The sequence below is a fragment of the Spirosoma jeollabukense genome, assembly GCF_054777855.1.
Genome location: NZ_BAAHAD010000009.1, coordinates 1 through 13,193 on the forward strand (window position 1 = coordinate 1; position 13,193 = coordinate 13,193).

8 protein-coding genes are annotated in these 13,193 nt (G+C 45.6%); 3 read left to right on the forward strand and 5 right to left on the reverse strand.

Features of this window, described 5'->3' with window-relative positions:
- Nucleotides 1-60: 60 nt before the first annotated feature.
- From ACYVEA_RS25540 to ACYVEA_RS25560, 5 genes are all read right to left on the reverse strand, one after another.
- Entirely contained in the window at nt 61-363 is a 303-nt protein-coding gene (locus tag ACYVEA_RS25540; RefSeq protein WP_461116263.1) for a hypothetical protein, read from the reverse strand.
- Between the two features lie 24 nt (nt 364-387).
- Nucleotides 388-1,797, reverse strand: coding sequence for a tyrosine-type recombinase/integrase (locus tag ACYVEA_RS25545; RefSeq protein ID WP_461116264.1), 1,410 nt, complete (start codon nt 1,795-1,797; stop codon nt 388-390).
- 939 nt (nt 1,798-2,736) lie between these two features.
- Nucleotides 2,737-3,558, reverse strand: a complete 822-nt coding sequence (locus ACYVEA_RS25550; protein WP_461116265.1) for an alpha/beta fold hydrolase — start codon at nt 3,556-3,558, stop codon at nt 2,737-2,739.
- A 307-nt stretch (nt 3,559-3,865) separates the two neighbouring features.
- On the reverse strand, nt 3,866-5,446 hold the full coding sequence (locus ACYVEA_RS25555; RefSeq protein ID WP_461116266.1) for a Na+/H+ antiporter: 1,581 nt from the start codon (nt 5,444-5,446) through the stop codon (nt 3,866-3,868).
- Between the two features lie 28 nt (nt 5,447-5,474).
- Nucleotides 5,475-5,945 carry a nuclear transport factor 2 family protein gene (locus ACYVEA_RS25560; RefSeq protein ID WP_461116267.1) on the reverse strand — a complete coding sequence of 157 codons (471 nt, stop codon included), beginning with the start codon at nt 5,943-5,945 and terminating at the stop codon, nt 5,475-5,477.
- Nucleotides 5,946-6,388: 443 nt separating this feature from the next.
- Here ACYVEA_RS25560 and ACYVEA_RS25565 point away from each other — a divergent pair, with 443 nt between their 5' ends.
- The 3 genes from ACYVEA_RS25565 (at nt 6,389) to ACYVEA_RS25575 (ending at nt 13,187) form a co-directional block, all read left to right on the forward strand.
- A complete protein-coding gene (locus ACYVEA_RS25565; protein ID WP_461116268.1) occupies nt 6,389-8,461 on the forward strand; it encodes a sigma 54-interacting transcriptional regulator in 2,073 nt (690 codons plus the stop codon).
- Between the two features lie 13 nt (nt 8,462-8,474).
- Nucleotides 8,475-10,763, forward strand: a complete 2,289-nt coding sequence (locus ACYVEA_RS25570; protein ID WP_461116269.1) for a tetratricopeptide repeat-containing sensor histidine kinase — start codon at nt 8,475-8,477, stop codon at nt 10,761-10,763.
- Between the two features lie 207 nt (nt 10,764-10,970).
- On the forward strand, nt 10,971-13,187 hold the full coding sequence (locus ACYVEA_RS25575; protein ID WP_461116270.1) for a tetratricopeptide repeat-containing sensor histidine kinase: 2,217 nt from the start codon (nt 10,971-10,973) through the stop codon (nt 13,185-13,187).
- Nucleotides 13,188-13,193: the final 6 nt, after the last annotated feature.

Genomic DNA, 13,193 nt, shown 5'->3' on the forward strand with positions numbered 1-13,193 from the left:
TCAGTGGTTGCCACTGCTTGGTCATTACTTTGTTTCTTGGTCGATACAAAGTTGACTCGGCTACCAGTCCTTATCAATTCCCCAACAAACTCTTAGTAATTCTGTCAGCGCACAATTTAAGAGCATAACTGAAGGAACTGCAGGATAGTATCTGTTAACAAACTCTTTCGCATATTCTTGACCTAATTCTGTCGATATAAAAAGTCCAAATTCAGCTGTTGACCAATCCGTTTGCATTAGCCAAGATTTTTCAGTTGAAGGCACATACGTTTCTTCAACTGAAATAACAATCTCCATTAGTCTATAAAAATAACTATAGTCAACCGTTAAAATCTCCTTAATAAAAGCGTTTAATTCTTTCATGTTATAACCAGAAAATATGGTTTTTTACAGCGCGTTTAAGAATTCTTTAGCTTCATCATCATCAAATGAGCCTAGGTAACTTTCTGTCGTTTTGAGATTAGTATGGCCTAGGGATTTAGAAATAAAGGCAAGAGGAGTTTTACTTTTCAGTAGACTGGTAGCAAAGGAATGACGGGCCGAATACGTGTTTACGTCGGCTTTAATTCCTAGCTGGATGGCAATCTTACCCATCCATTTGTTCGTCATTTTCACAACTTGGTGAACGGCCTGTTTTTTCTGGTGGTCAGTCATATCAGTATTAAGAAACGGAAAAACGTAACTATTGGCGCGTCTATCGCTAGTTCCCCACCGCTCGATAATGGCAAGGGTTTCCGGTCGCAAATGAGCAATAACTGGCGTTTGATTCTGTTTTTTACTTCGGGCAGTTTTTTGTCGGACAAAGGTCAGTTTACTTTCTTTTAAATCAACCCGGTTCCAGGTCAACCGGCAGATATCGGTGAGATTAGCCCCATTACAGAAGTAAGAAAATAACCATAAATCATGGCTACGCTTTTCCATTGTTCCCAGTATAGGCTGATAAGCTTTAATCTGATTAATGATTTCTCTGGACAATGCTTTCTTTACATTAGTTCCGGCTGGAATAACGTACCGATTACGCCCAAACGGATAAGCGTCTTGGCTCATCTGACCGGTTTCTATGGCATCATTAATAACCGCTCGTACATGGCGCAGGTAAATTCCAACAGTAGTTAAACTGGCACCCGTTGGCGCCTTTAGCTTACCCTGTGACGTTTTGCCGTAGTGTTGCATCCACTGTTCATAGGCATTTAGAAAATCGGGCGTGAGGTGGTTAAAATGCAGGGTAGCAATAGGTCGCACCTGATTCGATCTGCGGGGAATGGGAATATTCAAAAACTCTTTACGTTCTTCATCGGTGAAAGAATCTACAAACCGACGTAATGACTTTGCGGCTAATTCATAATTGATTGCATTACCGATACGTCCAGCGTTGCTCATTACAGTAGCCTTAGTCAGTATTGCAGATATAAAGTCTGTTTGCTCAGCGGGTAGTAGCTTTTCTTTGCCATAGTTGGCAATAGCTTCGGCAAAGGCATCAAAACTGAAACGGTCGTCTAACTGACCAATTACCATCTGTGCCCGTTTCAGATAGCTGGTTTGTGGCTTGCCAGTTGATTCATCCTGAAATGTTTCACCGTATACCTCATGCCAGAGCCGTATTTTATCCTCGTCTTTAATTCGGTTATCCAGCTTGCTTTTACTATCCTGCAAAAATGACCATTCCACATATTTGATCTTTCGCCCAGTACTGAACAGCCGTTGTTTGCGATCAAGGCAGACAAGCCATTTTATTATGCCTTCGCCGTTTTTGCTAGCTCGTTTGTCAAAAAACAGATTAACTGTTGCTTTGCTCATAATGTATTGCAAGCAGTTTGTATGTTGCAATACAACTTGCAATACAAAAATACATAATTAACGCACAGTATCAATAAATAGAAATAGGAGAATCACATATAATGTACTGTATATCAAATGAATAACCTAATGATTATAAGGAGACGAATAATAGAAAATAGAGCATTGGATACGACTGTTAATCAGAGGGTCGCTGGTTCGAGCCCAGCTTCGGGAGCCCTGTGGATCAAGCACTTAACAGCAATGTTAGGTGCTTTTTTCATTTCTGTGCAATGCAATGTGTTAACGCAATTACTTCGCTATATTAACAAAGTAATCCCTGAGTGTCTTTACTTGGACTTGCCCATACTGTCAATATAAGGCGGTTATTACTGATGAACAACGATCAAGCGAGGATCATGATTTTTTTAAAATAATAAAGATGGACGCTTGACTTTAACAAGTACTATTATCGTATGTCCGAACCCTGATTGTAAAGAATACTTTATCACCGCTTGCCTTTTTAGAAGGGAGGTTAATCCTGGCGTTGGATTACGAGTAACAGGATAGCCTTTGTTGGCCCCTTAAGCCCCAATCAGAATCTAAGCCATATCCAGCCTATATACCAGAAGTGATTAGAAAAGACTATGAGGAAGTTTGCTCAATTGTTAACCTAAGCCCTAAAGCTTCTTCTACTCTCTCCCGCCGTTGCCTTCAGGGTATTATTTGAGATTATTGGGGTATATCGAAGAATCGATTAGTAGATGAAATAGCTGTCATTTAAGACAAAGTTGATTCTACCACTTGGCATACATATTGAAATAGCTGGACAACTCCAATGACGACTAGCGTGTCAAGATAATGATAGTCTTGGTCGTCAACTGCTAACTCATCAAAAGAACTGTCAATAAAAATATTGACAGTTCTTTTGATGTAGTTTGGACCTAATCTATTGATTCATTACGAATTAATAAAAGCCAGTAAGTCCGCATTAATCGTATCAGCTTCGGTGGTGGGCATGCCATGCGGAAACCCTGGATACGAAATCAGTTTCCCGTGTTTTAACAATTTAACTGCTTTTGCCCCAGAAATGGGGAAAGGAACGATCTGGTCATCTTCGCCATGCAGAACTAGAACCGGTATATCCACACGTTTGAGGTCTTCCGTAAAATCGGTTTCTGAAAAAGCTTTTATACCATCATAATGGGCTTTTATGCTTCCCATCATGCCCTGACGCCACCAATTATCCCGGATGCCCTGCGAGATGGTTGCCCCCTCCCGATTGTATCCATAAAATGGCAGGGTAAAATCCTGGAAATATTGGGGGCGGTGTTTAGCCGTTCCTTCCCGTATTTCATCAAATACCGACATCGGAACACCGTCAGGGTTGGCTTCTGTCTGGACCATTAGGGGCGTAACCGCACTAATAAGCACCGCTTTAGCGACCCGGCCCTGTCCATGTTTGGCCACGTAATGAATTACTTCGCCACCACCCGTTGAATGGCCGATGTGTATGGCATCTTTTAAATCAAGAAATTGGACTAGCTCCGCCACATCGGCGACATAAGTGTCCATATTATGGCCCTCAGATGTGTGCGATGAACGGCCATGCCCCCGGCGATCATGGGCAATAACGCGAAATCCACGCGATACGAAGAACATTAACTGTGTGTCCCAGTCATCGCCCGATAGAGGCCAGCCGTGGTGAAACACAAGGGGCTGTCCTGTTCCCCAGTCTTTGTAAAAAATTTCGGTACCGTCTTTTACTGTGATCTTGCTCATGATCGTAGGATTAAATTGTTGAGAGTAGATAAAAATTAAAAATTGGTATTCTTCGTTTATAAAGCCGTTACTCTTTATTGATCAGGTTAAGCGGTAGTTATTAAGGCCTTCAATCAAAGCGTAGTAGGGTCTTGACTTGGTTATTTTCGTTGGAACAAAACTACAGGCCTTCTACCTGTAAAAAGCGGTATAAAAAGATGGTATTCCAGTAAAAAGAGAGGATCATAAAACAGACTTTTCAGTCATGATCCGCTATGTGATCTCGTCCATAACTCGTTTACAGAAGCCATCAGGAATCTATTTCAGGCTATATGTCAGTACCTTGTAATTGTATCTCTTCCCGATCCAGTTCGTTTTCTAATTCATGGAATAAGTCAACGTCGATCAATTGGTCGTCCCGTAAGGATAATAGTTCCGCCCGTTGCGCCTGGATGGATGATAGGGTCAGTTTTTGACTTAGTTGATGCTGAGACAGCGTCTTGTCTGAATCTCCGCCTTCAAGTGAATCAACACGCTGCTGATGCTGGCCAATGATTTCCTGGACAGTGTTTCCGGTAAGCCCTTCCTGATTAACCACACGATGAATCATCGCCAGCGCTTTTTGGGAAAGTCTTTTACGGATCTCCCGGCGGGAAAGATAGTCGGTGGACGGCTGACCGAATTGCAAAGCCCGAATCACAACGGGTAGCATACTCCCCTGACCGACCAGCGTAAAGAGGATCACGCAAAACGTAATAAACAGGATTAGATTCCGACCGGGGCACGGAAGGCCATTGGGGAGTTGTTCAGGTATCGATAGCGCAGCCGCTAGAGATACAATGCCCCGCATGCTGATATACGCCAACAAAGTTGTGTGTTTGTAGGACGGAAATACAGGAGCAAGGTGCAACGTCTGCCGTATCCGGGTCGAAACCGTATCGGCAACAAAGATTCCCAGAAAGCGGATCGCCACAGCGGTCAGGCTAATGAGTAATCCGAACCAGGCGAGTTGCCCCAGCGACTGCCCTTTGATGGAGGCCACCACATGCGGTAGCTGCAGCCCAATCAAAATAAAGATCAGCCCATTCAGCAGCACAACGACAAAATCCCAGACCGCTACCGCCTGCATCCGTGTGGTTGGGCTATGTACTCTTGACTGCTTATGGCCTAACAATAATCCCGCCGTAACCACACTAAGTACCCCACTTAGCTGAAGGTGTTCAGCGGTAATATAAGCCGAATAGGCCGTCACGAACGTCAGCACCGTTTCCAGCGCGGGCTCCAGATTGCCGTACTTGTGCAACCAGAACGATAAATAACCAATGACAAGTCCGGTAACGACTCCACCCCCGGCTAACCAAATGAAATCCAGCAGCGAATTGGTCAGACAAAAGCGCCCGGTATTCATGGTAGCCAGGGCCAGTTGGAAGAGTACTAATGCGGTTGCATCATTAACCAGACTTTCGCCCTCAAGGACAGCGACAATTTTTCGGGGAACCGTCAGCGTCTTCATGATCGCCGTAGCGGCTACGGCATCGGAAGGGGAAACAATAGCCCCCAGCAGTAGGCCCGTAGCCTGCGTAAATCCGGGAATAAACGATTGCGCTACGTAAGCTATACCAACGCTGGTTGCCAGCACCAATCCCAGGGCGAGCACAACGACAGGCTCTAAATTTCGGCGAAAGTCGCTCCAGTTGGTATACCAGGCCGCACTATAGAGAATAGGTGGTAAAAAAACCAGCAGCACAACCGACGAGTCCAACCCTACGTTTGGCAGGCCGGGAATAAAGCCAATAATCAGGCCGCCTACCGTCAATACTATCGGGAAGACCAGGTTGAGTCGTCGGGCTATCAGCGCCAGCCCAATGACAAAAATCAGTAGCAGTAAAACCGTTTCAAGTGGATGCATTCCTGTTTTTAAGTAGGTGTGCTACGTGCTAGGGCCTACTGCTTCCATTCGCCGTATTATGCCCGTTTGGCGGGAGAGTAGTGCCTTTATTCGCCTGTTGCAATCGGTTGAGGAGCTTGGCGGAATCCCAGCTAAACGCCCTTAGTTCAATTACCCGATCATCTTTTATTTGCCAGCAGTGGATAAAAGGGACAACAGCGGGTTCGTTGTCAGCCAGAAGTTTACCTTCAAAAAAACCGGTCGTAATAATAGCGTTTTGTTGAGCGTCATTTTCCGGCAGGAAATACACGAGCGAATTCACGCTGAGGTTTTCGCAAACCGTGTAAAGTCTGGACATCATAGTCAAAAAACCGCTTCTGCCATGGTACTCGCTACCGGTAGGGCCATTCTCAGAAATATAGAGCACGATTTTCTCATCCAGCACAGGTAGTATTCGGCTTAGGTTATTATCCGAAAAAACACTATAAACTACGTCGATTAAATGTTTGGGAATGGCCATATGAACAAAAGGTAAGCGTCATGACCATACGCTCTATCAAGGTAAGTGCCAGCCTCTGCCGACTGCGTAAAGTAACAATTTAGTGCGGTGGGGAATAGCAAGCCCCTCATTATCAATAGCCCATAATCGTCTCCAAGTGTTAGCAGGTCCACTGGTCGGATTTTTCAATTTGGAGTTCTCCAGAAAAACTGGAGTTTTCTGCTTTTTCCGTAGGAATAGTTGTATTGAGTATCCGATTTGGGTCTAAGTAAGGCTGAGATTCAATTAATTTTTACTCGATTTGTGTGCTTTTTATCCCTGTTCTTAACCTCTATACCAAATAAAGTAGTTAGCTTAACAAGCGTTTTTATGCCTTTTGTGCTTCTCAGCCATGATTGGGACTAATTCTTGCAAACAGATGGAAACGCGGTCTGTGTATGCAATCCTTTAACCCATTTCGGACTATGCAATCATCAGTCAACCCTCCTCTTTCCTCACCATCGGCCTGTAAGATTTTAATAGTTGAAGATGAATATATTATCGCGAATGACCTGGAACTCATTTTACAGGAGGCAGGCTATCCGGTCATTGGTGTTGCCGACTCTGTTGCCGAAGCTCTGGCGCTAATGGATCAACAAAAGCCCGATATCATCTTACTGGATATTTACCTGAAGGGAAAAGAAACCGGCATTGATCTGGCAAAGCTGCTGGAAGATCTTGGTATTCCCTTTATTTACATATCGGCCAACGACAATAAGAGTGTGCTGGAAGCGGTAAAGGCTACACAGCCAATTGGCTATATTGTCAAACCGTTTCGGGAAAAAGATATACTGACGACGCTGGAAATCAGTCGATACCGTCATGCACACAGTGTGGAAATGAAGCTCCGGGAAGAAAAGGCGCTTCAGATTGCCCTGATGGATGCGCTGTCGGCTCCCGACACGTGGGAACAGAAGCTGCTGAAGGCTACGGTGGTTCTTCAGCAGCACGTGCCGTTCGATTTCATGTCGATTCAATACCAGAAAAACGGCCAAATCCAGCATTTCAATTACTACCGGGTTGGATTTGAGGAGTATCAAATTATACGTCTGGCCGATGTCCAGCAAATGACCAATACCCCCGTCGATCAACTTCTCCGGCTACAAGTTGACCAGCTATTTTCCGGCCCTGTTCGCTATAATGACGCTTCATTTAGCGTTTTCTGTAAACAGAGTCAGTTTGGGCAGTTACTGGCTAAAACATTCCGGTTTGAGTCGGCATTAACGATGCCGCTACGAATAGGGCCAGTTGATACGTTCAGTATCTCTTTCCTGAGTCGTAAGTCCGACGCTTACCTGTCCCGGCACGTTAGTCTACTGGAGCGGCTGGAGCAACCTGTTGTATTAATGCTGGAGCGGGTACTCGCCTTTGAGGAAGTGGCTCGACTGAGCGAACAATTAAAACGGGAGAATAACTACCTCCAGGAAGAGGTCAAGACATTAGCCAATTTTGAAGAGATCATTGGCCGGAGTCAACGCCTGTTACGGGTTTTTGATCAGGTCACCCAGGTCGCCAATACCGACACGACCGTACTCATTCTGGGTGAAAGCGGCACTGGAAAAGAACTCATTGCCCGGGCGCTCCATAACCTGTCGGCCCGGAAAGATAAAATTCTGGTCAAAATCAACTGTGCAACGCTACCGGCGACGCTAATTGAGTCTGAACTTTTTGGCCATGAGAAGGGGGCTTTCACGGGGGCCTTCGAGAAGCGGATTGGCAAGTTTGAACTAGCGCAGGGCGGCACTATTTTTCTGGATGAAATTGGGGAGATGCCCCTCGAATTACAAGCAAAACTGCTGCGCGTACTGCAGGAGAAAGAGATCGAACGAATAGGGGGCCGCAGCCCCATCAAAACGGATGTACGCGTGCTGGCTGCCACCAACCGGTATCTGGAAAAAGAAGTAGCCGAAGGTCGTTTTCGGATGGACCTGTACTACCGGTTAGCTACGTTTCCCATTACCTTACCAACGCTACGGGAACGACCTGCCGATATACCGCTCCTGGCCCAGTTTTTCGCCCAACGTTCGGCCCGCAAACTGGGGAAACCCTTTCGAGGCATTGGTGAGGCCGTACTCAATGAACTGATCAATTACAGTTGGCCGGGGAATATCCGGGAATTAGAAAATGTGATCGAACAGGCGGTCATTATCAACGATGGTCATGCACCGTTAACGCTGGGCCGCCCCCTGGTAAACAGCCTGTTTTCCCGAGCTATGTCTGGCCCCATACTTCATCCAGACACCAGTTTGACTGGGTATGGTCAGTCAGGAACGTCAACGCCAAAAGATTTGGAGGATGTAAAACAGATTCAACAGGAAACGGAACGGGAATATATTCTGACAATTCTGAAACAAACGAACGGGCGTATCCGGGGCAGTGGTGGAGCCGCTGAATTAATGAACTTAAAGCCAACCACACTCGAGTATCGGATGGAAAAGCTGGGTATCCGAAAAGTACTTTCCGCCCAGCCGCCAACGTCCTCATCTGGTATCAATTAAGGTATTGGACATAATGAAGCAGTACATTTTTCTGACCCTATGGACGCTGTCAACCTTATCAGTCAATGCGCAATGGTCTCCGGCTCAGATTGATAGTCTACAACGATTATTGAGCGTTCATAAACTGGATACCAATCGGGTGAACTTACTCCTTCAACTGAGTCAGTGTTACGTCCTTAAACCAGGTGAAGATGCTCATGATCTGGACACCGCGCTACGGATGAGTCAGCAGGCCAAGGCATTGGCTCAATCGTTGCATGATCAGACCTGCCTGGGTGAGGCCGCTTATACTTCATTCCTGATCTGGCTGGAAAAAGGGAACTTCGCAAAAGCCAGCATGTATGCCGAGCAGGCAGATAAATTTTTCCTGCGCCATAAGAAATGGGATCAGCTTGGCTATGTGTACATGAATCAAGCTCGTTTCTACAAGCTCGAAGGAGATGAACTGCCCAAAAAAATTCATTTCTACGAAAAAGCACTCGCTTATTTTATCCAGGCCAACGATAAAGTTAAACAGGCTGATATGTATAAGGAGTTATCTGATCTCCATCAGATACAGGAAAATTATGCGTTAGCCCTAACCGAACTGCAAAGTGCCCTTCGGTTATTTCGCGCGATTGGCCATACAGATTTAGCCACAGTATATGATTTGCTTGGGTTCGTATCGGCAAAGCTGGGCGATTATAAAGAAGGACTGGCGTTTGGTTTGATGGCTGTTCGGGCGGCCGAAGCGAACAAAGATAGTTCGCTGACGCTCTGTACCATCTACAACCGGGTGGGCCTCACGTATTATGGACTGGGTCAGTTCAAACAGGCGGAAGTTTATTTTCAGAAATCGCTGTCCATTGCCTTAAAACACAACAACAATGCCTATATCCTGCACCTGGTGGGCAACCTGTCTGATTTGCTAGTTCAACAACATAAACCGGAGCAGGCCCTTCGCTTTTTACGGCAAAAGTCCAGGCAATATCCGCCAACGACAGCGGAAAGCCAACTGCTGGTCGACTTTCGTTTTGTTACGATTTATACGGCACTAAATCGGTTTAAACTTGCTCAGACCTACTGCGATCAGGCATTGGGCATACTGGACAAAGGAGGCATTGGGAGTTTGGGACACGCCCGCATTTATCAGGCGGTTATCAACTTTTTTATTAAGAGCGGGCAGTTTCAGCAGGCCCGACAGTACCTGGCCCTTAATGAATCGCGCTGCCAGTTAAATGGATCGATCATGGCGTTAGCCAAAAATCACCTGCAATGGTTCAGGCTGGATTCGACCCAAACCAACTACTTCTCCGCTATTCGGCATTACCAACGATACAAAGGATTACAGGATTCTTTGCTTAATACCACAAAAAGCCGACAGATCGCCCAACTGGAAATTGAGTTCGAAAGCGAGAAGAAAGATCAGAATTTAAAGCTTAGTCAGCAGAACATTCAATTCCTGACAAAGCAAAGCCACTTGCAGCAGAATCAATTACAACAGGCCCACACCATCCGAAATGGTACTATTGTCGGCATCATCATGCTGATTTTACTGTTAGGGCTAAGCTACAATCGCTATCACCTCAAGCAACATAGTAACCAGCTCCTGGAAGCCAAACAGCTGGAGATCAATCAAAAGAATATATTCCTCCAAAAGGCAGTCGATGATCAGGAACACTTACTACGGGAGCGGGAATGGATGCTTCGGGAAATTCACCACCGGGTAAAAAACAACCTGCAAATCATCACCAGCCTGCTTCATTCTCAATCCACATACCTTAAAGATCAGGCTGCGCTGGCCGCAATTCGCGAAAGCCAGAACCGGGTTCATGCGATGGCCCTGATTCACCAGAAATTGTACCAATCGAACCGGTTGTCCAGCATTCCAATGGCGGAATACGTCAATGAAATTGTTGAGTACCTGATGGGGACGTTTGATTTAAAGGGGACTGTCAAAAAGCAGGTTGCCGTTGCACCGATTGATTTAGACGTTACGTTGGCCGTTCCGCTGGGGCTGATCATCAATGAAGCCATTACGAACTCCCTGAAATATGCGTTTCCGATGGATAGCACTGGAACCATACAAATTGAGCTTAACCGGGTGGATAATCAGAGCTTCTGGCTTTTGATTAGTGATGACGGTGTCGGTTTACCAACCGACCTGAATCCTTCCCGCAGTCGCACGCTGGGCATGAGTCTGATTCGGGGGCTGAGCAAACAGCTCGGGGGCACGCTGCAAATCAATCAGGTGAATGGCGTACAGATTAGCCTGCTGTTCGCCGAAGATAAAGTAGGTCAGCCAGCGTTGGTCAGTGCGTAACGTTCATCAATTGACGATGTGAATACGTTTGGACAGAAAAAGGATTTTTAATAAAAACAATCGATGCGGAATTGGGCACGACTTTTTCAGCGAGTGAGAAAATTGGCAACATTGTACCCTACAAAAATTGCCTGGTTAAGCCTGTTTAGTATTACGTTTCATATTTTGGGTGTTGCCTCGTGCAATGGCCAAAATATTACACGAAAAATGGTCAATCAATTATTGACCAAACTACAAAAAAGTGAGCTCGATACAGCCCGCATTTCTACACTGATTAACTTAGGAAAATTTCACGTATATAAAGCGGGGGAGGCTAAAATTGACCTGGACAGTGCGCTGCTTTATTTACATCAGGCAGAAGAGTTAAGCAACAGGCTGCATGTTTCAAAAGAAAAACACCAGGCCGAAAGTATATTGGTTATTGCCTATATGGAGCGGGGAAATGTCCGGCTTGCCGAGGCTGTTTTTTCTAAACTCATTTCAGACTGCCATCGAACGGGTGATAAAGAAACCGAAGCCGACGCCCTATACAGATTCGCCACTGCTCAGCGGTATATCACCCGAAATTATCCTAAAGCTATTGCTGGATTTCGTCAAGCCGCATCGCTGTACAAAGCACTCAGAAATCCGGAAAAAGAAATTCAGATGTACGAGCACATTGCCGGTCTCCATGCCGATCTGGGCGAGCTGGATCTGGCAGAAAACGAGTTTCTGGATGTGTTGAAACGGTATAAAGCGATCAACTATACTAAGCTTCATTACACCTATAGCTGGTTAGCCAGTGTTAGTCGATTAAAGGGAAATTTCGAGAAAGGCCTTTATTACGCACTGCAATCCCTGGAAAGTATGAACAGGACCCAGGACACTTTAGCGGCTGCCAGCTTTTACGGGACGATTGCCGAGGTATACATGGAACTGGGTAAACCCGATCAAAGTACGTACTGGTTTAAGAAAACACTTCAGCAATGGCGACAGGAAAAACTACCGAATTATTCGCTGTATTATGCAGCTAGTTTTATTGTGCAGGATTTAATTGGGCATCATAAAACACAGGAGGCCCTTCGGTTAATCAACAACCTTGTTACTGAAATTCAGCCTGTTACGAATATTCAAAAAGGATGCATTGCGCAAATATTCGCGTATTGTTATAACGATTTGAAAAATTATGCGCTGGCCGAGAAATATTACCTGGAAGCAATTGCCTGGTACAGCCAGTCGGGTAATGACTTCGAAATGGCCCAAAAAGCGCCCAAAGAAGTCGGAGAATTTTATTTAAAACGTAAGGATTTGAAAAAAGCAGGCTTTTATTTACGAAAAGCCCTCGCCTTCTCGCCCCAGAAAAATGCCCCATCAACCGTAAAGGACATTCACTTTATGTTATTTAAAGTTGATTCTACGGAGGGAAACTACCTGTCGGCCATTCGCCATTTTCGCCAACACAAAGCGTTAAATGATTCAATTTTTAATGAAGTGAAAAGTCGGCAGTTTGCGGAGTTGGAGGTTAAGTATGCAACCGCTAAAAAGGTACAGCAGATTCAACAGCAGCGGAATGAACTGGAAAAAGAAAAAACAACACGTAATGGAATACTGGCGGGAACCGTCCTGCTCCTGGGTTTATTAGGTGTCAGCTTTAATCAGTACCGATTAAAGCAGCGGAGTAACCAACTTCTGGAAGCCAAGCAGCTGGAGATCAATCAAAAAAATGAATCCCTTCAGCGTATCCTGGATGAGAAGGAAATCCTTATTGATGACAAAGACAACCTGCTCGATGAGAAAGAAGGGTTGTTGGAAGAAAAAGAGTGGATGCTTAAAGAGATCCACCACCGGGTAAAAAACAACCTTCAGATAATCAGTAGCTTGCTACACTCCCAGGGCGTTTATCTAAAAGATAAAGCGGCCCTGTCCGCTATCCGCGAGAGCCAGAGCCGGGTTCATGTTATGGCCCTGATCCATCAGAAGCTCTACCAATCGGACCGGTTATCGACGATTCCAATGGCCGAGTATATTGACGAAATCGTCGATTATCTACTGGTTACGTTTGCCTGCCAGGATTCCGTTACCAAGCGAATGTCCCTTACCGCCATCAATCTGGATGTTATTCTGGCAGTGCCACTGGGCCTCATTCTGAACGAAGTCGTGACCAACTCCCTAAAATATGCTTTCCCCGCCAATCAGCAGGGCAGCCTCTACGTTGAACTTGCCGAAGTGGCTAAACGAACGTATCGACTCACCATTGGTGATAATGGTGTTGGCCTACCCCCCGATCTGAACCCGAGCCGAAGTCGAACATTGGGTATGAGCCTGATTCGGGGGCTGAGTAAACAACTTGGAGGCAAATTGCAAATCAGCCAGCTAAATGGGGTGCAGGTGAGCCTGACGTTTTCTGAAGAAAAAGTTGGCGTGTCCGACGTTGTAAATGCGTAGCCCTGG

Bases quoted from the DNA above. Each gene is read 5' to 3' on its own strand.
- ACYVEA_RS25540 (WP_461116263.1), bottom strand. From the start codon at position 363: ATGAAAGAATTAAACGCTTTTATTAAGGAGATTTTAACGGTTGACTAT.
- ACYVEA_RS25545 (WP_461116264.1), bottom strand. From the start codon at position 1,797: ATGAGCAAAGCAACAGTTAATCTGTTTTTTGACAAACGAGCTAGCAAA.
- ACYVEA_RS25550 (WP_461116265.1), bottom strand. From the start codon at position 3,558: ATGAGCAAGATCACAGTAAAAGACGGTACCGAAATTTTTTACAAAGAC.
- ACYVEA_RS25555 (WP_461116266.1), bottom strand. From the start codon at position 5,446: ATGCATCCACTTGAAACGGTTTTACTGCTACTGATTTTTGTCATTGGG.
- ACYVEA_RS25560 (WP_461116267.1), bottom strand. From the start codon at position 5,945: ATGGCCATTCCCAAACATTTAATCGACGTAGTTTATAGTGTTTTTTCG.
- ACYVEA_RS25565 (WP_461116268.1), top strand. From the start codon at position 6,389: ATGCAATCATCAGTCAACCCTCCTCTTTCCTCACCATCGGCCTGTAAG.
- ACYVEA_RS25570 (WP_461116269.1), top strand. From the start codon at position 8,475: ATGAAGCAGTACATTTTTCTGACCCTATGGACGCTGTCAACCTTATCA.
- ACYVEA_RS25575 (WP_461116270.1), top strand. From the start codon at position 10,971: ATGGTCAATCAATTATTGACCAAACTACAAAAAAGTGAGCTCGATACA.